Origin of the sequence: Granulicella sp. L56, assembly GCF_009765835.1 — a bacterium.
Classification (GTDB): domain Bacteria; phylum Acidobacteriota; class Terriglobia; order Terriglobales; family Acidobacteriaceae; genus Edaphobacter.
Genome location: NZ_LMUS01000004.1, coordinates 141,837 through 160,080, shown reverse-complemented (window position 1 = coordinate 160,080; position 18,244 = coordinate 141,837). Strand labels below are relative to the sequence as shown.

20 protein-coding genes are annotated in these 18,244 nt (G+C 57.4%); 7 read left to right on the top strand and 13 right to left on the bottom strand.

Annotation, left to right across the window (positions count from 1 at the left end; translation table 11 throughout):
• Position 1 precedes the first annotated feature (1 nt).
• The 7 genes from GSQ81_RS07580 to gcvT all read right to left on the bottom strand — a co-directional run bounded on the left by GSQ81_RS07580 (position 2) and on the right by gcvT (position 5,420).
• Positions 2 to 268: a hypothetical protein gene (locus GSQ81_RS07580; RefSeq protein WP_158910171.1), complete on the bottom strand. Its 267-nt coding sequence runs from the start codon at positions 266 to 268 to the stop codon at positions 2 to 4.
• A complete protein-coding gene (gcvPB, locus tag GSQ81_RS07575; protein WP_158910170.1) occupies positions 269 to 1,816 on the bottom strand; it encodes an aminomethyl-transferring glycine dehydrogenase subunit GcvPB in 1,548 nt (515 codons plus the stop codon).
• Between the two features lie 2 nt (positions 1,817 to 1,818).
• A complete protein-coding gene (locus tag GSQ81_RS07570; protein WP_158910169.1) occupies positions 1,819 to 2,163 on the bottom strand; it encodes a hypothetical protein in 345 nt (114 codons plus the stop codon).
• Between the two features lie 2 nt (positions 2,164 to 2,165).
• Positions 2,166 to 3,503, bottom strand: a complete 1,338-nt coding sequence (gene gcvPA / locus GSQ81_RS07565) for an aminomethyl-transferring glycine dehydrogenase subunit GcvPA (protein ID WP_158910168.1) — start codon at positions 3,501 to 3,503, stop codon at positions 2,166 to 2,168.
• Between the two features lie 2 nt (positions 3,504 to 3,505).
• Complete coding sequence (gene gcvH, locus GSQ81_RS07560; protein WP_158910167.1) at positions 3,506 to 3,895, bottom strand: glycine cleavage system protein GcvH; 390 nt, start codon at positions 3,893 to 3,895, stop codon at positions 3,506 to 3,508.
• Between the two features lie 67 nt (positions 3,896 to 3,962).
• Complete coding sequence (locus GSQ81_RS07555; protein ID WP_158910166.1) at positions 3,963 to 4,253, bottom strand: muconolactone Delta-isomerase family protein; 291 nt, start codon at positions 4,251 to 4,253, stop codon at positions 3,963 to 3,965.
• 39 nt (positions 4,254 to 4,292) lie between these two features.
• Positions 4,293 to 5,420, bottom strand: coding sequence for a glycine cleavage system aminomethyltransferase GcvT (gene gcvT, locus GSQ81_RS07550; protein WP_158910165.1), 1,128 nt, complete (start codon positions 5,418 to 5,420; stop codon positions 4,293 to 4,295).
• 150 nt (positions 5,421 to 5,570) lie between these two features.
• Between gcvT and GSQ81_RS07545 the strand changes: the two genes are divergently transcribed.
• The gene (locus GSQ81_RS07545; protein WP_158910164.1) at positions 5,571 to 6,905 is read left to right on the top strand and encodes a S41 family peptidase; all 1,335 of its coding nucleotides are present in this window, start codon (positions 5,571 to 5,573) and stop codon (positions 6,903 to 6,905) included.
• 60 nt (positions 6,906 to 6,965) lie between these two features.
• On the opposite strand, the gene GSQ81_RS07540 is transcribed toward GSQ81_RS07545, so the two are convergent.
• The 3 genes from GSQ81_RS07540 to GSQ81_RS07530 are packed head-to-tail and all read right to left on the bottom strand — an operon-like array spanning position 6,966 to position 9,878.
• Positions 6,966 to 8,567, bottom strand: coding sequence for a methylmalonyl-CoA mutase (locus tag GSQ81_RS07540; RefSeq protein ID WP_158910163.1), 1,602 nt, complete (start codon positions 8,565 to 8,567; stop codon positions 6,966 to 6,968).
• 30 nt (positions 8,568 to 8,597) lie between these two features.
• Positions 8,598 to 9,113, bottom strand: coding sequence for a hypothetical protein (locus GSQ81_RS07535; RefSeq protein WP_158910162.1), 516 nt, complete (start codon positions 9,111 to 9,113; stop codon positions 8,598 to 8,600).
• A gap of 54 nt (positions 9,114 to 9,167) precedes the next feature.
• Positions 9,168 to 9,878 carry a DJ-1/PfpI family protein gene (locus tag GSQ81_RS07530; RefSeq protein ID WP_216846397.1) on the bottom strand — a complete coding sequence of 237 codons (711 nt, stop codon included), beginning with the start codon at positions 9,876 to 9,878 and terminating at the stop codon, positions 9,168 to 9,170.
• 117 nt (positions 9,879 to 9,995) lie between these two features.
• On the opposite strand from GSQ81_RS07530, the gene GSQ81_RS19700 reads away from it, so the two are divergent.
• The 3 genes from GSQ81_RS19700 to glgC all read left to right on the top strand — a co-directional run bounded on the left by GSQ81_RS19700 (position 9,996) and on the right by glgC (position 12,171).
• The gene (locus GSQ81_RS19700; RefSeq protein ID WP_174237949.1) at positions 9,996 to 10,139 is read left to right on the top strand and encodes a hypothetical protein; all 144 of its coding nucleotides are present in this window, start codon (positions 9,996 to 9,998) and stop codon (positions 10,137 to 10,139) included.
• A gap of 170 nt (positions 10,140 to 10,309) precedes the next feature.
• On the top strand, positions 10,310 to 10,624 hold the full coding sequence (locus tag GSQ81_RS07525) for a hypothetical protein (protein WP_371715227.1): 315 nt from the start codon (positions 10,310 to 10,312) through the stop codon (positions 10,622 to 10,624).
• A 284-nt stretch (positions 10,625 to 10,908) separates the two neighbouring features.
• A complete protein-coding gene (glgC, locus tag GSQ81_RS07520; RefSeq protein WP_158910160.1) occupies positions 10,909 to 12,171 on the top strand; it encodes a glucose-1-phosphate adenylyltransferase in 1,263 nt (420 codons plus the stop codon).
• Positions 12,172 to 12,345: 174 nt separating this feature from the next.
• Here the strand turns inward: glgC and GSQ81_RS07515 are convergent, their stop codons facing one another.
• Positions 12,346 to 13,044 (bottom strand): hypothetical protein, encoded by a 699-nt coding sequence (locus GSQ81_RS07515; protein ID WP_254060066.1) that lies wholly within the window; start codon positions 13,042 to 13,044, stop codon positions 12,346 to 12,348.
• 337 nt (positions 13,045 to 13,381) lie between these two features.
• On the opposite strand from GSQ81_RS07515, the gene tatA reads away from it, so the two are divergent.
• Both tatA and GSQ81_RS07505 read left to right on the top strand, forming a co-directional pair.
• Positions 13,382 to 13,594, top strand: coding sequence for a twin-arginine translocase TatA/TatE family subunit (gene tatA, locus GSQ81_RS07510; RefSeq protein WP_121470463.1), 213 nt, complete (start codon positions 13,382 to 13,384; stop codon positions 13,592 to 13,594).
• An 80-nt stretch (positions 13,595 to 13,674) separates the two neighbouring features.
• Positions 13,675 to 14,481, top strand: a complete 807-nt coding sequence (locus tag GSQ81_RS07505) for a polyphosphate kinase 2 family protein (protein WP_158910159.1) — start codon at positions 13,675 to 13,677, stop codon at positions 14,479 to 14,481.
• A 180-nt stretch (positions 14,482 to 14,661) separates the two neighbouring features.
• Here GSQ81_RS07505 and GSQ81_RS07500 read toward each other — a convergent pair whose 3' ends face one another.
• Together GSQ81_RS07500 and GSQ81_RS07495 are read right to left on the bottom strand one after the other, a co-directional pair.
• On the bottom strand, positions 14,662 to 15,540 hold the full coding sequence (locus tag GSQ81_RS07500) for an EamA family transporter (RefSeq protein WP_254060065.1): 879 nt from the start codon (positions 15,538 to 15,540) through the stop codon (positions 14,662 to 14,664).
• A 10-nt stretch (positions 15,541 to 15,550) separates the two neighbouring features.
• Positions 15,551 to 16,864 (bottom strand): VWA domain-containing protein, encoded by a 1,314-nt coding sequence (locus tag GSQ81_RS07495; protein ID WP_254060072.1) that lies wholly within the window; start codon positions 16,862 to 16,864, stop codon positions 15,551 to 15,553.
• A 233-nt stretch (positions 16,865 to 17,097) separates the two neighbouring features.
• On the opposite strand from GSQ81_RS07495, the gene GSQ81_RS07490 reads away from it, so the two are divergent.
• Positions 17,098 to 18,135, top strand: a complete 1,038-nt coding sequence (locus GSQ81_RS07490) for a VWA domain-containing protein (protein WP_158910158.1) — start codon at positions 17,098 to 17,100, stop codon at positions 18,133 to 18,135.
• Positions 18,136 to 18,244: the final 109 nt, after the last annotated feature.

Genomic DNA, 18,244 nt, shown 5'->3' with positions numbered 1-18,244 from the left:
GCTACTCTGCGGCTTCCTTCTCCAGTCGCAACTTCTCCATAACCGAAGAGACCAGTTCTTTAGCTCCGGTGATATTAGCCAGAACGGCCTGCAAGTCGAGCGCCGGGACCGCAGGGTTCCGTGTGCTCGCGCAGTAGACTCCGTGCTGCCCCACCAGAATCAGCGCATCGGTCAAAGCATCGAGAGTGACGGCCAGCCGTCCTCTCGCCTCGCCCATCATAAACTCGTATCTTTCAAGCTCCTGCTGGCGGTCGTAGAAGATGGACATCTACCACTCCTTCGCGGCAGTGTCCGCCACTAAAGGGGACGAGGCCACAGGCCCCTTCCAGCGTAGTACCGGCTTGCGCGCAGCCGTCGTCTCGTCGAGACGTTGCACCCGCGTCGTATGCGGAGCCGTCTGCACCAACTCGGGATTCTCCTCCGCCTCGCGCGCGATCTGCTTCAGCGCGTCAATCAGCAGGTCAAGCTCCTCGCGCGACTCGCTCTCGGTCGGCTCGATCATCATTGCGCCTGCGACGATCATCGGAAACGAAACGGTGTAAGCATGGAAGCCATAGTCGATGAGCCGTTTGCCCATGTCTCCGGTCTTCACGCCATTCTTAGCCTGCAATCTATCGCTGAAGACAACCTCATGCAGAGAAGGCGTCTTGTAGGGCAGCTCGAACGTACCCTCAAGCTTCGCACGGATGTAGTTAGCATTCAGTACCGCATCCTCGGTCGTCTGTCGCAGCCCATCCGGCCCATTGGCAAGAATGTAGGCAAGCGCGCGCACGAACATTCCGAAGTTGCCGTAGAACATTCGCACCCGCCCGACAGTCTGCGGACGGTCATACTCCAGCCCCAGAGTTCCATTGTCGCGAGTAACCACAACCGGTGTCGGCAGGAACGGCTCCAGAATCTTCTTGCAGGCCACCGGCCCCGATCCCGGCCCACCCCCACCATGCGGCGTGGAAAAAGTCTTGTGCAGATTCAGGTGCATCACATCGACGCCGAAATCACCTGGTCGCGTCTTACCGACCAGCGCATTCATGTTCGCGCCATCCATATAAAGCAGCGCGCCCTTGGCGTGGAGGATGTCGGCGATCTTGTGAATCTCGCTCTCGAAGACGCCGATGGTCGAAGGATTGGTCAGCATCAACGCCGCAGTGTCCTCATCGACCATGCGCTCAAGCTCGGCGATATCGACCATGCCCTGAGCATTCGACTTCAGATTGGCAACTTCATATCCGCAAACCGCAGCGGTAGCAGGGTTCGTTCCATGCGCCGAATCAGGAATGAGGATCTTCTTCCGAGGATTGCCCTTCGACTCGTGATAAGCCCGGACCAGCAGAATGCCGGTAAACTCGCCATGCGCGCCCGCGGCCGGTTGCAACGTAATCGCGTCCATGCCGGTGATCTCGATCAGGCAGTCCTGCAACAGCTTCATGATGCCAAGGCAGCCCTGCGACAGCGATTCCGGTTGATAAGGATGCGCCTCTGCAATTCCTTCCAGCCGCGCCACTGCTTCATTCACGCGGGGGTTGTACTTCATGGTGCAGCTCCCCAGCGGATACATCCCAAGGTCGATTGCATAGTTCCACGTCGAAAGCCGCGTGAAGTGGCGAATAATTTCGATCTCGCTCAGCTCCGGCATCACACCCAGATCAGTCCGCGCCGACGCACCCAGCAGGGAAGCAGCGTCCACCGCCGGCACATCCAGCTCGGCAAGCCGATAGGCCTTCTTGCCAGGGGAAGACTTCTCAAAGATGAGGTCCTCGTTCTGATTGACGTGCGTTGTTGCCTTCTTCGGCGTGCCTACGAATTTTTCATCTGCCATCGCTAAAACTCCTGCGCATTACTTGCGCTGCCGGTCTCGGAATAGCTCCCCGACTCTGGCCCATCCACATCTTCTTCGCGCAACGAGAGACCAAACACAGTGCCGTTTTCAAATTCAATCGTCAATGCATCGCCCTCTTCAAGCGATGCGGTCGTCACCTTCTCCCCGATCTGGGCACAGAGCGCATTGCGATACTCCGGCTCTCCATACGCAAGCGAGAATTCGGGGAATAGTACATGAGGCCATGCGTGCAGTGTGAACAAAGGCGCGGCAAAACGGAGCTGTAGATAGTCCTCCACAAACTCCACCGCTACAAGTTCTTCGCCAATGATTTCTGATACGTCCACAGTTAAGCCTTCTTGCCCGCGAGCACTGTTGCCGTAGCGTCAATCTGTTTTCGCGTCGTCAATTCGGTTGCACACCACAGCGAAGCATTCGGCCCAAGCTCCGGATACCACTTCTGCAATGGCAGTCCGCCAATAATTTTTTGATCGAGCAGCACAGCGTTCGTAGCCTCCGCACTCTTTGGGAGATCGAGCACAAACTCATGAAAGCGCGGCGCACCATCGAACAACACCTTCGCACCGGAACCTAAAGCTGTCTGCGCATAGTGAGCCTTCGCCAGATTTTGTTCTGCCAGTTCCTTCATCCCCTGCTTGCCATAGACAGTCAGGAAGATGGTCGTCATCAGCGCTACCAACGCCTGATTGGTGCAGATATTCGACGTAGCCTTCTCACGGCGAATGTGCTGCTCGCGCGTAGACAACGTAAGTACGAACCCGCGCTTGCCGTTGACGTCTTTCGTCTCGCCGATCAGCCGTCCCGGCATCTGGCGCAGAAACTTTTCCTTGCACGCAATGACGCCGCAGTATGGGCCGCCATATCCCACGGCAACGCCCAGCGACTGCGCCTCCAGCGAGACAATATCGGCCTCGACTGGCGGTTTCACAATGCCCAGCGACACTGCCTCGGCAATCGACACAATCAGCAGCGCGCCCTTCTTGTGCGCGATCTCGGCGATAGCAGTGACATCCTCAATCGTGCCGAAGAAGTTCGGCGACTGAATCAGCACGCACGCTGTATCACTTGTAATCGCCTCATCAAGCGCTTCCAGATCCACACGCCCATTCGACGCATAACCAACTTCAGTGACCGGAATCTCCTGATGCTGCGCATAGGTCGACAGCACCTCGCGATATTCCGGATGCACGGTCCGCGCTACCACCGCGCCATCGCGTCCGGTCACACGCACCGCCATCATCACAGCCTCGGCTGCGCCGGTCGATCCGTCGTACATCGAAGCGTTGGCGATCTCCATGCCGGTCAGCTCGCAGATCATGGTCTGGAACTCGAACATGGCTTGCAGCGTGCCTTGTGCAATCTCCGGCTGATAGGGGGTGTAGCTAGTCAAAAATTCGCCGCGCTGCACCAGCGAGTCGATGATGACGGGGCGGTAATGCCGGTACACGCCCGCACCAAGAAAGCTGGCATAGCCCGTCGCATTGCTTTCAGAAAAGGCACGGAAGCGATCCAGAATCTCCGACTCGCCATGCTGCCGGGGAATCGCAAGATCGCGCTTAAGCTGATATTCCGCAGGGATGCTTGAGAACAGATCGTCGATGGACGCAACGCCGATCTCGGCAAGCATCTCCTCGCGGTCCGCAGGGGACTTCGGCAGATAGCGCATCGTTAGTGTCCGGTCTCTTCGCTGATGAATTTTTCGTAGTCTGCAGCAGATAGTAGGCCATCTGCCGACGCTCCGTCTGTCAGATCCAGCCGCAACATCCACGTCTTGTTCGCATCGACGTTGATCTTCTCAGGAGCGTTTGCCAGATCTTCGTTCACCGACGTCACCGTGCCCGACGCCGGAGCGTACAGGTCCGAGACTGCCTTCACCGATTCCACCGAGCCGAAGATCTTGCCTGCCTCGACCTTGTCGCCCACCTTCGGCAGATCGACGAAGACGATGTCGCCCAGCGAGCTTTGCGCGTAGTCCGTTATGCCGACGGTGCCCTTTGCGCCGTCAACTTCAATCCACTCATGTTCCTTGGTGTACTTGTAATTCGCAGGATAGGCCATGTCTTGGGGTTTCTCCCTTTCCATTGTAGAGGGTACGGAGTTGAAAAAAGTGTGCCGCCGAGCTGTTTTAGCGCGGACCAAATCCGGGATAAGGCTCCAACTCGGTCAGGGCAGCAATCTCCAGCATTCCCTGCTTGGCCAGGGGCAGGCTCGAGACGGCGGCACGTGCCTCGTCCTCGGTCGCTGCCTCCAATAAAATCGCCGCTCCCGGCATGTCCTTCCGCCGCCAGATACTGCGAACGGTGCCCTCCGCATAGAGTTCGCGCACGCGCTGCGATTCACTCGCCAGCAGTTTCGCAGTCCACGCCTCTGCAGGAAATAGCTCTGTCTTACGTCGGGTCAAAACCAGAAATTGCAAGATAAGGCTCCTTGAAATCTATTTTTACGATTGGCTTAGTTATTTTCTGGGCCGTTTGTAAAAAGGTGTAGGCACTACCTTTGCCTTTACCCTTTGGCCGCGGATCTCCACCGCAACTTCCGTGTCCAGGGCTGCGAATTCCACAGGCACATAAGCCAGCGCAATATTTTTCTTCAGAAATGGTGCAGGCGATCCGCTGGTAATCTCGCCGATCTTGATGCCATCCAAAGAAAATATCTGATAACCATCCCGCCCAATACCACGCTCGATCATCTCCAGCCCAACCAGCTTGCGCCTGGGGCCACCGGCAGCCTGAACCTCCAGCAACGCATCGCGGCCAACGAACTCCGGCTTGTCGAGCTTCGCATAGCGCCCCAGACCAGCCTCCAGCACATTGATCGTGTCCGAGATCTCATGCCCATACAGCGCCATCGCCGACTCCAGCCGCAGCGTGTTCCGCGCTCCCAGTCCGCAGGGCAGAATGCCGAATTCAGCTCCAGCAGCAAGCATCTCGTTCCATACCCGCTCGCTGGTTGGAACATCCGATGGAACGTAAATCTCGAATCCATCCTCACCGGTATAGCCGGTCCGCGCAATCATCACGTTGTGCAGTCCACAGACCTGTCCCCAGGTAAACCAGTAATTTTTAATCGTGCTCAGGTCGGTCGAGGTCAGCTTTTGCAGCGTCTCTGCGGCGCGCGGCCCTTGTATGGCAAGTTGCGTGTAGTAGTCGCTGAAGTCGTTGATGTGCACGCCAGGCATCCGTCCAATCGTCTGCCGAACCCATTGCACATCCTTCTCGCGCGTCCCGGCATTGATGACGATCAGGTAGTCGTTGGCAGATAGCTTATGGACGACCACGTCGTCGACAAAGGTTCCATTCGGATAAAGCATCGCCGAGTATTGCGCCTGCCCTTCCGCCAGCTTCGAGGCATCGTTCATGCAAAGCTGCTGCACGGCAGCCAGCGATCCCGGCCCTCGCAGTTGAATATCGCCCATGTGCGAGACATCGAACAGGCCGACTGCGGTCCGTACCGCCATATGCTCGGCGATCAGGCCCGAAGACTCCACCGGCATGTCCCATCCGCCGAAGTCCACCATCTTGGCCTTTGCCGCCTGATGCGTGGCGTTCAGTGCCGTTTTGCGAAGCGTGCCTGTCTCAGCCATAATGCTCAATTTCCTTAGTTAAATAACAGTTTCGTCTCTCAACGATAGCACTGCCAGGCCTGTCACCGTCTTGATCCTTGTCGAATAAATTACTTCCCGGCATACTGTAAAAATCCAGCTATCTTTAGTAATAAGAAAAGGTGTTTCCGAATGCGAATCCTTCGTTCGTGTATTACCTGTACATTTTTTGTCTTACTTCTCTGGGTATCTTCTGTTTCCGTAGCCGCTCAACAAGCCCCAAAGCTAGACAACGCTGATCTCGACCATGTTCACGTCATGCTTAGGCAGGCGTATAAGGACGTAAAAAAAAATTACTACGATCCTCAATTTCATGACGTCGATCTCGATGCCACTTATCGTGAGTATGATACGAAACTCAATTCGGCCCATACGATGGGTGAATCATTTCGGATCATCGCCGCTTTTCTCTCCCATCTCCATGATTCCCATGTATTTTTTATTCCTCCATCGCCCGTTAACCGATCCGTGATTGGTTTTCATATGGAGATGGTGGGGGACAATTGCTTCATCACCCGGGTTCGTCCCAAGACGGATGCAAATACTAAACTCCATGTAGGGGATCGGGTTTTAGCTCTTGATGGGTATAACGTAGGTCGCCAGGATTTTTCCGATCTGCAATATTTCCTCAATGTTTTGGCCCCGGCCTCTACAGAACAACTGAACGTGTCAGATACCTCAGGCGTGCAGCGGCAAGAACTTGTTCATGCCAGCTACCATTCTGGCAAAGCAGTTCTTGACATAACGGGCACAGGCAGCAGTGATAATGACTTATGGAATCTCATACGACAAGGTGAGGATGATGCTTACAATAGCCGCGATAGAATAGCCGCGATCGGAGACGTGATTGTCTGGAAGATCCCGCGATTTTATATTGATCCGACACACACGAATTCAGTTTTTTCAACGGCGAAGAACCATAAGACTCTTATTCTCGACCTTCGCGGCAATCCTGGCGGCTCTATCGAAACCCTGAAAGAGGTGCTTTCTCATCTCTTCGACCGCGAGGTGAAGTTGGGAGACCGTATCTCACGCAAAGAATCAAAACCGGAGATTGCTAAAGGATCTCGCGACGCCTTCACCGGAAAGCTCATTGTCCTCATTGACAGCCAGTCGGCCTCTGCCGCCGAGATCCTCGCTCGTGTCGTTCAGATCGAGCACCGTGGCACTGTTATCGGAGATCGTTCGGAAGGGGCTGTGATGGAAGCATTGCACTACCCTGAATCCATAGGCACCGATACCAGGATCTTTTATGGATTCTCCATCACTTCAGCTAATCTCATCATGACCGACGGAAAGAGCCTCGAAGGCACAGGCGTCACTCCGGATGAGATTATGCTGCTCACGGCGTCGGACCTGACTGAAAGCAGGGATTCCGTCCTATCCCACGCCATCGAACTTGGAGGAGCGTCGATAAGCCCGTCGGATGCTGGCAAACTGTTTCCCTTCAACTGGCCCGATATCTAACATTCACCTCGGGTACATCTCGCTTTTTCACTTAGAGACTTAGAGGAGGCTGATCGACAACTAAATCCCTACGGTTTCCCTGTACTCCCCAAATACCACTCGCAGCACATCCGCAATTTCACCGACGGTGGCAGAATTTTCCACCGCATTCAATATCTGCGGCATGAGATTGCGACCATCTCTGGCAGCATCCTCAACGCTCCGCAGCGCTGCTGCATGAACACTCGCATCGCGCCGCAGCCGCAACGCTCGCACTCGTTCCACCTGCCTTGCTTCCAGCGCCTCATCCATCCGCTGAATCGGCACCTTGGCATCTTGTTCCGCGGCAAACGCATTCACCCCTACAACAATCGCATCCCCAGCATCGACGGCCTGCTGATAAGCGTATGCCGCAGTCTGGATCTCCCGCTGCACATAGCCCTGCTCGATGGCCCGCAGCATCCCATACTTGCCTGTACGGTCAAATGCGGCAATCGTGGCCAGATATTTCTTCGCCCGCTGTTCAATCTCATTGGTCAGCGATTCTATGTAATACGACCCTGCCAACGGATCGACTGTGTGCGGCACGCCGCTCTCGTGCGCCAGTATCTGCTGCGTTCGCAATGCAATGCGCGCGGCCTGTTCGGTCGGCAAAGCCAGCGCCTCGTCAAACCCGTTCGTATGCAGCGCCTGCGTTCCACCCAGCACCGCGGCCAGAGCCTGCAAGGTCGTGCGAACAATATTGTTCTCCGGCTGCTGTGCCGTCAGCGTCGATCCAGCGGTCTGCGTATGAAACCGCAGCATCCAGCTTCGCGGATTCTTCGCGCCAAAATGATCGCGCATCAGGTGTGCCCACATCCTCCGCGCCGCGCGAAACTTCGCCACCTCTTCCAGCAGATTGTTGTGCGCGTTGAAGAAGAAACTCAGCCGTGGAGCAAAGGTGTCCAAATTCAGACCGGCGTCAATCGCAGCCTGCACATAGGTCATGCCGTCGGCCAGCGTAAACGCTACTTCCTGCACGGCTGTGCATCCTGCCTCGCGCATGTGATAGCCGGAAATGGAGATCGTATTCCACTCAGGCAACTCCACCGCGGCCCACGCAACGATGTCAGTCACCAGCCGCATCGCCTGGGGCACCGGATAGATATAGGTGCCGCGAGCGATGTACTCCTTCAGAATGTCGTTCTGCACCGTCCCATTCAGTTTTTTTACATCCGCGCCCGCCCGTCGCGCCGCCGTGACATAGAGTGCCAGCAGAATCGCCGCAGTCGCATTGATCGTCATCGAAGTCGAAATCGTATCCAGCGGAATCCCATCGAGGAGCCGCTGCATGTCCTCGATCGAATCGATCGCAACCCCTACACGGCCCACTTCGCCGAGCGCCAGCGTCGAGTCCGAGTCATATCCAATCTGCGTCGGCAGGTCGAAGGCGACCGATAGCCCCTTAGTCCCATTGGCCAGCAGAAATTTATAGCGCCGGTTCGATTCCTCGGCATCGCCCATGCCGGCATACTGCCGCATCGTCCACAGCCGTCCGCGATACATCGTCGGCTGAATCCCGCGAGTGTATGGAAACGTCCCCGGATCGCCCAGTTCGGCAGCCGCGTCGAAGCCCTCAAGGCTCCCTGCTCCATAGACAAGGTCGACAGGAATTCCGGAACTAGTTTTAGGCGGTTCTGGCATGACAATGCAGTTTACTCGCTGCGCGGGGAACTATCGTCCGCGGCCTCTGCGGTTGGCCTTCACAAAGCTGCTCACCAGAAAATACGAAAACACGACGGCCATGATCACGCATACCAGAAAGCGGGCATGAGCATCATGATTTGAGGCCGTCTCATGCCAATTTCCGCGTAGCTTCCACGCCCACCCTGCGCCGAAGAAGGCGAAAAGCCCAAAAAATACCCCCGCCAGCTCCAGCCCCAGAACGCCCGAGAGCTTGATGAATGGCGTCCAGACAGCCTCTCCAAAGCGTTTGCTGCCACGAACCAGCCCTTGCCCAGTCTGTCGCGCCTGAGTCGCCGTCTGCGCGGCCTGTTGCCCAACCCGCGCGCCTGAAGCCTTCGCCCGCTGCTCCACCGTAGGCCCTGAAGGCGGCGCGCTTCTCTGGGCCGATTTTGCTCCCTGGGCAGAAGGGTTCGGCGCAGTCGCTGCATCGACCGCTGTCACCAGCGTCTTTGCAGCGGCACGAGCACCCACGCCAAGGGCGCGACCAAAGCGAACCGAATCCATACTAGAAAGTGTAGCGGTTCATCGCCCGGTTGCAACAGCCTTTACCGCGAATCTTCAAATCGCAATCTCCAGCCGCCGTGCCACGCGAATCGCGGTTTCAAGCCGCGCCGCCAGAATCTCCCGCCCCTGTTCCCGTGCGGCCTTCAGCACCTCGGGCGGAGCGGTCTTCGGAGTACCGCTGTTGAAGGCAGGATCAGGCGCGTACTCGATCATGAGCTGAATCTGCTGGGCCGCAAAGTCTCCGCGCAGCAGCGCCGCGACCGTAAGTGCGCCATCAATTCCAGCGGTTACCCCGGCAGCGCTGACGTGCTTCCCATCGACAACGACACGAGAATCCACCGGAATCGCACCGAAGTAGGGAAGCAAGTCAAAGGACGCCCAATGCGTCGTGGAGCGAACGTTCCTAAGCAATCCAGCCGCCCCGCAGAGCAAGGCACCTGTGCAGACGGAGAAGACATACTCTGCCCCAGCAGCTTGCCTTCGAATAAACGAGAGCACAGCCTCATCATTCATCAGGTCCTGTTGGCCATAGCCGCCGGGAACGACCAGCACATCAAGTTGCGGCGCATCGGCAAAACTCTCCTCCGGCGTCAAAATCAGCCCATTGATGTCTCGAATGGGCTCCTTGTCCCTTCCAATCACATGAAAGGTCGAGTTGGGGACCTGCGACAGCACCTCAAACGGACCAGTGAAATCGATCTGGTCCATTCGCGGAAAGATGAAGGCGCCAAGATGAAGATGCCTGCTACTGGAGATATCGGCCAAAGGTTGTCCTCTGCTCTTAGGGTAAGCCAGTTCAGAGGAAAAATGCCGCTGGCGATAGACCTCGGTCTGCCCCGTCGCATCTAACCAAAAAATGGCGCAAAAAGAGGGCAAAACACGATGAAGAGCTTTCTCTGGACGATGGGTGCGCTCTGTGCTGCGTCGGTAGGCTTTCTGGTATGGGGTCCCAAACGCATTAAACCGGTCGAAGAGCTGGCCAGGCAACTGGATGTGGCCTGGGGCGACCACCATACGACGGTCTAGGGCATCTTGGCGGATTCCCCTTCAATGTGATTGCGGCGCGTTCCTCGCGGGCGTATTCTGTAAAAAGTACTTCAAGGTACGCCGCAGTACCCGCAATGCCGTTCCCGCCGGTCGCGTAAGGCCGGGAATACCCGATGCGTGGTTGGGTGCATACATAGGGCAGTCCGGAGGTGGCATTGAACCAGAAGGTCAAAAACCTTATCCAGAAACTTGGCGAAGCGATCCACGAGTCCGTATCGGAGTCGGAGGACATCGCTGGCGTCGTCAAAAACATCCGCGAGCAGGGTTTTGATGTTCTCCTCATGCTTGAGGCCACCATTGGGCTCAACGAAGTCGAGGCGGAGACCGGCGAATCGGACGACCCCCTTGCATTGCCTCCTGAAAGCGGAGAGGCCCCGTTCACCCAGAACGACCTGACCTTTCTGAAATCCCTGCGCATCAGCCTTACCGAAGAGAGCGCGCAGGAAGACGCGAAGGAAGAGTAAAAGCCTCATCCAAACGCAACACAACGCCATCTCGACCGAAGCCGGGCGGTTTTATCGCGCGGTGCAGCGGAGAGACCCCTGTATTTCGCCGTTGTTCTTGCGACTGCCCCTTCTTTCGATTCGATCTGCCACCTTCCATCCCAGCGTTAGATACCGCTAAAATCCGAAAAACCAGCACACTCAATCCTCAGGATGATAGACTCGCGTTTCCGTGGAAGCTCGTACACGGTTTTGTGCATCCGACTGTGGTAGTTCATAGTTCATAAGTCCGAGGTCGTCAAAATATGAGAGATACGCTGGGCGTTCTGCTTGCCGGTGGTGCCGGTGAAAGACTTTTCCCCCTGACCCGTGATCGCGCTAAACCGGCAGTTCCCTTTGCCGGGCAGTACCGCATCATCGATAGCACGCTGTCCAACTGCATCAACTCCGATCTGCGTCGCGTTTATATCCTCACCCAGTACAAGGCGCTCTCGCTCAACCGCCACATCCGCGAAGGCTGGGGGCCAGTGGTGGCCAATGAACTCGGCGAGTTCATCGAGATCCTTCCGCCCATGCAGCGCGTCAGCAAGAACTGGTACACCGGCACCGCCGATGCGGTCTACCAGAACATCTACTCCATCGGTTCCGAGGAGCCCAAGTACGTCATCATCCTCTCCGGCGATCACATCTACAAGATGAATTATGGCCGCATGCTCAACCAGCACAAGGACTCCGGCGCGGATGTGACCCTGGCCACGCTGCCCATCTCGCCCGATGAGGTCTCCGCCTTCGGTGTCGTTGAGATCGCCCAGAGCGGCGAAGTCACCGGCTTCGTCGAAAAGCCGAAGGAGACCAGCATTCGTTCCCCCTTCACCCCGGACATGGTCGATGTCTCGATGGGCATCTACATCTTCAACACCGACGTCCTCATCCCCGAGCTTCTGAAAGATGCCGAAGATCCCGAGTCCAAGCATGATTTCGGCCATGACATTCTGCCCAAGCTTCTGGGGCGCTTCAAGGTTCAGGCATTCAACTTTGTCGACGAGAATAAGACGAAGGCCCTCTACTGGCGCGATGTCGGCACTCTGGAGGCCTACTACGAGGCCAACATGGATGTTGCGGGCGTCTCGCCTACCTTCAATCTCTATGACAAGTCCTGGCCCATGCGTACGCGTCCCTATCAGTACCCGCCTGCCAAGTTTGTCTTCGGAGAGCCGGGACGAACCGGCATGGCGATCAACTCAATCGTTTGCTCCGGCTCCATCGTCTCCGGAGCCGTCGTGCGCAACAGCGTCGTCTCGCACGACGTTCGTGTCAACTCCTACGCCGACGTGGATTCGAGCATTGTCTTTTCGCACGTTAACATCGGTCGCCACTGCCGCATCCGGCACGCCATTCTCGACCGCGACGTCCACATTCCGGACGGCACGGTCATCGGCTACGATCCCAACGAAGACAAGAAGAACTACTTTGTCTCCGCCAGCGGCATCACCGTCGTCACCCGCGACTACTCTGTCTACGAGAACCCGGTCTCACCAGACTTTCTCCAGCAACGCGACACCTGGTAATCCGCGGTCGGTTAATGTCTTCGAAAGAAGGCTTATAGCTATTTCCTCTCAGGTGTAGATTCCTTTGTTTGTCATTCCTGAGAGGGAACAGGTGTAGCTTCCTTTTGTTTGTCATTCCCGAAGGGAATCTGCGTTTTGCTCGAATCACCAAACCTGCATCTGGATAAAACCTCTCTAATTCTTGCCAAACCGATAGACGACACCAGCCGAGATCGCGAAGAACTCCCGCGTCTCTGTCCCGAAGTGCTCGAAGATCAGGTCCGGCGAGAGGCGAACCGCCAAGTTCTTGGAGCGGTTGATATCGAGGCTGCCGCCTACCGCCGCAATCGGTTTGGTGCGATTGCTGTACAGGCCTACATCCTCAGGAGGAACGCCGCCGGTGCCGCCATCGAAGACGCCGTGCGCCACGCCAAAGTACCCGTGGAGATTGACTGCGGCGAACTGGTTCTTCGGCCCGCGCAACTGTGCGCCAAGCATGCCCATGTTCATGTACACCAGCGGCCGGTTGATGTAGTTTGGGTTCGGCGGAATCGGCGCGCTGGGGAAGACCGGCGTCGTTCCTGCCTCACCGCGATAATCCGCAGCCAGGCCGACCCGCTTGGTCAGCCAGTAGGTGCCCAGAAGCTCGCCGCCGCCAAGGTTCATCCGCGTCGGCAGGTTCTGTCCCGCCTGAAAGTTCATAAAGTTCAGGCCGCCATAGATCTCGTAGCGGTTCGCATAGGTTACTGGAGGTTCTGCAGCCAGCTTGCCTGTGGCCTGTGCCATCGCCGCGGCGCCCGCAACAAACATCAATCCCAGCAGCATTCCACTTGCCGTGCGTGTTCCGTTCTTCCACGTCGCGGCCATCTTCAATCCCGACATCAATCTCTGCATCTTTTTTCCCAACACCTTCTCCCGCATTAGCTTCAGCTTCCAAGATATAACGTCTGGCGCACATCTGCCTGATTCGCTGTATCGTATCTACAAAGAGACCGGATTGTGGGCTATGAAAACCCGCGATGATGGTCTATAGGTAGACGATAGGTATTTCCACTCAGGTGTAGCTTCCTTTGTTTGTCATTCCCGAAGGGAATCTGCGTTTTGCTCGAATCAGCAAAACTACATCTGGAGGAGGACCGCTCTAATTGCAGTCTATCTGCGGATTTACTTTGTGCGACAATGATATGAGCCGGTTGGGGCGTTACGCATCCGGCTTGTAGGGAGAATTTATATGGGCGATCTATTTCAACCGTGGCATCTGGCCATCCTCGCGATCATCGTTATAGTGCTGTTCGGCGGTAAGAAGCTGCCGGAGCTGGGCAAAGGTTTGGGCGAAGGCCTTCGCGGCTTCAAAGACGGCATGAAGGGCGTCACCGAAGAGATAAACAAGCCCACCGAGACCACTCACGCCGTTACGCCGAAGCCGGAAGAATCGGTCAAGTAGGGCATCTCTTAGCCCGGATGGCGCGATATCCGCATCTCCGGGTTCTTCCTCTGTAGTTCTGTCCAGATAGGCATTTCCTGATGAAGCTGAAATCGCCCTACCTCGTCAAACCGCATTCGACAGTCCGCATCACCCGTCTTCCCGCCGGGGAGACCGGCTCCTTCAAGACGGAGGAGTCTGCCGCGGCGCTTCTCGTCAAGCATCGCACCCAGCTCAATACTCTTCAGGAAGTCTTCTACGCCAGCCAGCAGAAGGCCCTGCTGATCGTCCTGCAGGGCATGGACACGGCGGGCAAAGACGGCACCATCCGCCACATCTTCTCCGGCATCAACCCGCAGGGCTGCGACGTCACCGCCTTCAAGGTTCCCACCCCGCTGGAGGCTCGGCACGACTTCCTGTGGCGCGCTCACGACGCCGTCCCCCCCAGAGGCATGATCGGCATCTTCAACCGGTCACACTACGAGGACGTTCTCTCGCCGCGAGTCCACAAGCTCATCTCCGGCAAGATCGTCCGCCGACGCCTCGAGAACATTAATGGGTTCGAAGACATGCTCACCGACAACGGCGTCGTCATCCTCAAGTTTTTCCTGCACATCTCGCACGAAGAGCAGACCCAGCGCCTCAAGTCCCGTATCGACACGCCGGACAAGCACTGGAAGCTCTCCGAAGCGGACTTCCACGAGCGCCAGTTCTGGCCCGGCTACGAAGAGGCCTACAACGACATCCTCTCCGCCACCAGCCGCAAACATGCCCCTTGGTTCGTCATCCCGTCGAACCACAAGTGGTACCGCAACGTCGCCATCTCGCAGATCATCGTCGACGCCATGCAGGGTCTCAAGCTCAAATACCCGCCTCCGACCTTCGATCCCAGCCACATCAAGCTATAAGCCGATCCCAGCCCGGCTATGCCCCCGTAAAGCATTAAAAATAAAGGACATAAGCTCAAACCGGTTGAATGAAGCGCGACCGCCTGGGTGAAAAGCCAATTATAGTTTAGTAGTAAATAGTTTACTTACTAAACTATTTAGCACTAAACCAATTGTAGAGAGGGATGGCGAAAAGAGAGCTTACAGGGTAATCATGACCACGGCTGCTGCGGCTACCAGCATTCCCAGCCCCTGCCGCCGGGTGGGTCGCTCGCTCAGCATCCAGGCCGCCAGCAGGATGGTCGAGGCCGGGTAGAGGGAAGCCAGTACCGCGGCTACATCCAGTCGTCCGGCCCTTGTGGCTGCGATAAACAGCAGGTTGCCCGAGGTATCGAGCAGCGCTGTCGTCAGCGCCCAGCGAACCGCTGTGCGGTTCAGGCGGCCTTTGGCAATCTCTGTGGTCTTTGAGCTGAACGAGAGTCCCAGCAGCATCAGGGAGCAGACGCTCAGGCTGCCGATCCTTGCCGTAGCCATCGGCCAGACCACGCCGGCAACTCCGGCCATCTTCAAGGATACAAAGTAGATACCAAAGCCAATGCCTGCCACGACGGCCAGCCAGATCGTACCGGCATCGGCGGATTTGGCCTCGGCGTTCGGCCCGGCGGCGATTAGCCAGATGGCGCCTCCAGCTATAAGGAAACCCACGATGCGCAGCAGCCCCGGCGAACCCTCCGAGGCGATTGAGACCGCAGCAGGAATGGCAGCGGCCAGCAGGCCGCTCAAGGCGGCTGAGGCTCCCATGGCGCCACGCGAGAGCGCGACGTAGAAACAAGCCAGCGAGATTCCCCCCGCGACGCCAGCCCCAATGCCCCAGGCCAGCGGAGCGCCGTGCGGGAAGGCATCGCCGCGCCATTGGGCGATGGCGATTAGCACAACAAAGCTGGAGGCATGGCTCAGCAGGATGACGCGCAGCGCACCGCCCATGGTGCCACCGGCGTTCTTTGCGCCCATGCCGCCGGAGAAGTCTCCGCCACCCCATAAAACGGCTGCCGCCAGGGCCAGCAGAGCGTTCAGATGCAACAGGGCGAGCCTACTTTGCTCGAACGATGGACGGCTTGGTGTCCTCAGCCGAGGGATAGTACCCCGCCTTGGCGATGACCGTCAGATTCGGCCGCAGGATCTTGACCTCAAGGGTGCGATATTTGCTGTCGATAAACGGCTCGTGCGTGTAGTAGCCGATGGTGTACTGCGTGCGCACCTCTTCGGCGATCCGGGCAAAGCTGTCTTCGATGCCGCGCTGCCGGAACTCCGCCTCAAAATTGCCGCCGGTCTGCTTGGCATAGGCCTGCAGGACGTTGTCACGCATGGTCAGGGGCAGGTGGATGCGGTCGAGGAAGCCGACGACGGGCAGGGAAGAGTCGCCTACCAGCGTGCCGTAGACAGCGATCTTGTTGGTCTGCAGATACTTCACGACTTCTTTGAAGCTCGCTGTGCTGCCGTATTCCTTGCCATCGCTGATGACGTAGATCACGCGCCGACGTCCGGGCCGCGTCTTGGCCAGGTGGTTCGCTGCCGCCAGAATGGCGTCGTTCAGCGTATGCACTTCCTTGGGAACGTTCAGCGTATTGCTCAGGCTGGTGCCGTGGGTCGAATTGGTGTTTGGGTCGATGTAGCTCTGTGCACCGCCATTAAGGTTGATGTTCTGCGAGAGCGGACCGCTGGTGTAGGCCATCGCACCTTCGCGTCCGGTCGACTTGGACCGTTCGATCACGGCACTCAAGCGGGCGCTCTGGGCAGCGGTGAAGTCGGTCTGCATTCTCGGCCCATTGTTATAGGTAAAGACCGCGACCTCGTCATAGGCTGCGAAGGCTCCCGGCAGCGCATCGAGCGCGTTGTTGACCTTGGTCATGTTGTCGTAGGTCATGCTCTGGTCGATGACGAGCGCTACCGACAGAGGAAAGGCGTCTGTCGTAAAGAGTGCCATCTGCTGGCGCAGGCCATTTTCGTATACGTGCACATCGCGCCAGGTCAGTCCCGGCACCAGACGCTGCTTCGAATCCTTTACGGTAAACGGCACTTCGACAAAATTGGTCTGGACATGCAGGGTAAAGGCCTCAGCTCCTTGTCCTGCCGCCGGAACCTCAGGAGGCGTACCTTGCGCAGCCTTCTCCGCCGCCGTTTGCGGCAGGCTGCTTGGGGGTGCTCCAGCGTCATCGTCAGAAGAGGTCGAGTTATCGAGGTCTGCTGGTGTGCCCTTGCCGGGCGCAACCGCATTGAACGGCGATGGTTGCTGTGGCCTGGGAGCATCGGGAATCGCCTGCTGCTGCGCGGCTGTCTGTTGCGCGACTGTCTGCGGTGCCTGATCCTGTGCTGCCGTTTGCTGTGCCTGCTGTGCCAGCATCATGCATGCCACAGCCCCCGCCAATATGCTGTACTTCACCAAGAACGACCCCCGTATCTTTCAGCCCGGACACTAGCCCGGCCAACTACCAGACTACCAGCGCGACCTCCGCGCCGCCATCCCGTATCTAAACCTTTTCGTTGGACGCTCGACCTACCCCTTACGTTGTGCCTCCACTTTCGGGGCGGGCAGCATTTTTCCGCTGACTCCGCCCAATCTTCGTCGTCTAATGAGGTATGCGCCCCTTTGTCCTGCTTGCCGCCGCCCTGTCCCTTGGCTTCTCACTCCCCCTCCATGCGCAGGAGGCCCCCTCGCCCGACGGTCCACCCCCGGCCAGTACTGCTGCTGCCCAGCCCCGCGAAGATCAGGATGTCGAGACCCTGAAGGTCAACGTCAACCTCGTCAACGTCTACTTCTCCGTGCGCGATAAGGACGGCTTCATCACCAATCTGCATAAGAACGACTGCGAGATTGCCGAGGACAAGGTCCCACAGACCATCAAAAACTTTACGCAGGAGAAGAAGTTACCGCTCACGATCGGCATCCTGCTCGACACCAGCGGCAGCCAGCAGAACGTTCTTCCGCTGGAGCAGCAGTCCGGTGCCGAGTTTCTCAAGGACGTTCTGACGCCCAAGGACGAGGCCTTCCTTATCTCGTTCGACATCAACGTCGATCTTCTCTCCGATTACACGAACGACCCGCGCGAGCTGAGACGCGCCATGGAGAAGGCCACGATTAATACCGGTGCCGGCACTGGCTCCGTCACCGGCAATGGCACGCCGCGCGGCACTCTCCTGTACGACGCTGTGTATCTTGCCGCTCACGACAAGCTGCGGCAAGAAGCGGGGCGCAAGGTGCTGGTCATGCTGACCGATGGCGGCGACCAGGGCAGCCAGGAGACACTGAAGTCTTCCATTGAAGCGGCGCAGAAGTCGAACACGATCATCTACGTCATCCTGATCGCGGATCGCAATTTCTATAATGGCGGCTTCGGCATCAATCTTGGAGTTACAGGCGCTGCGGATATGGATCGTCTGGCAAGAGAGACAGGCGGCCGCGTCATCAACGTCGGCAATAACGGCAAAAAGCTCGAAGACGCCTTCGACCAGATTCAGGACGAGTTGCGCACCCAGTACCTTGCCAGCTACACGCCTACGAATCTCAAGGTGGACGGGACTTTTCGTACGCTCAATATCTCCTGCCAGAAGGGCCAGAAGGTTCAGGCCCGCAAAGGCTACTACGCGCTTGCTGATTCGATGGGCAACGACGAGTAACGCCGTATACACTGGCAGCTAGCAATGCCTTCGATCTCCAGATCGCGATTACTCAGGACCTATGCGGTCATAGCAGTCCTGATAGCTCTTCTGCTGGTGCTGCTCCCCC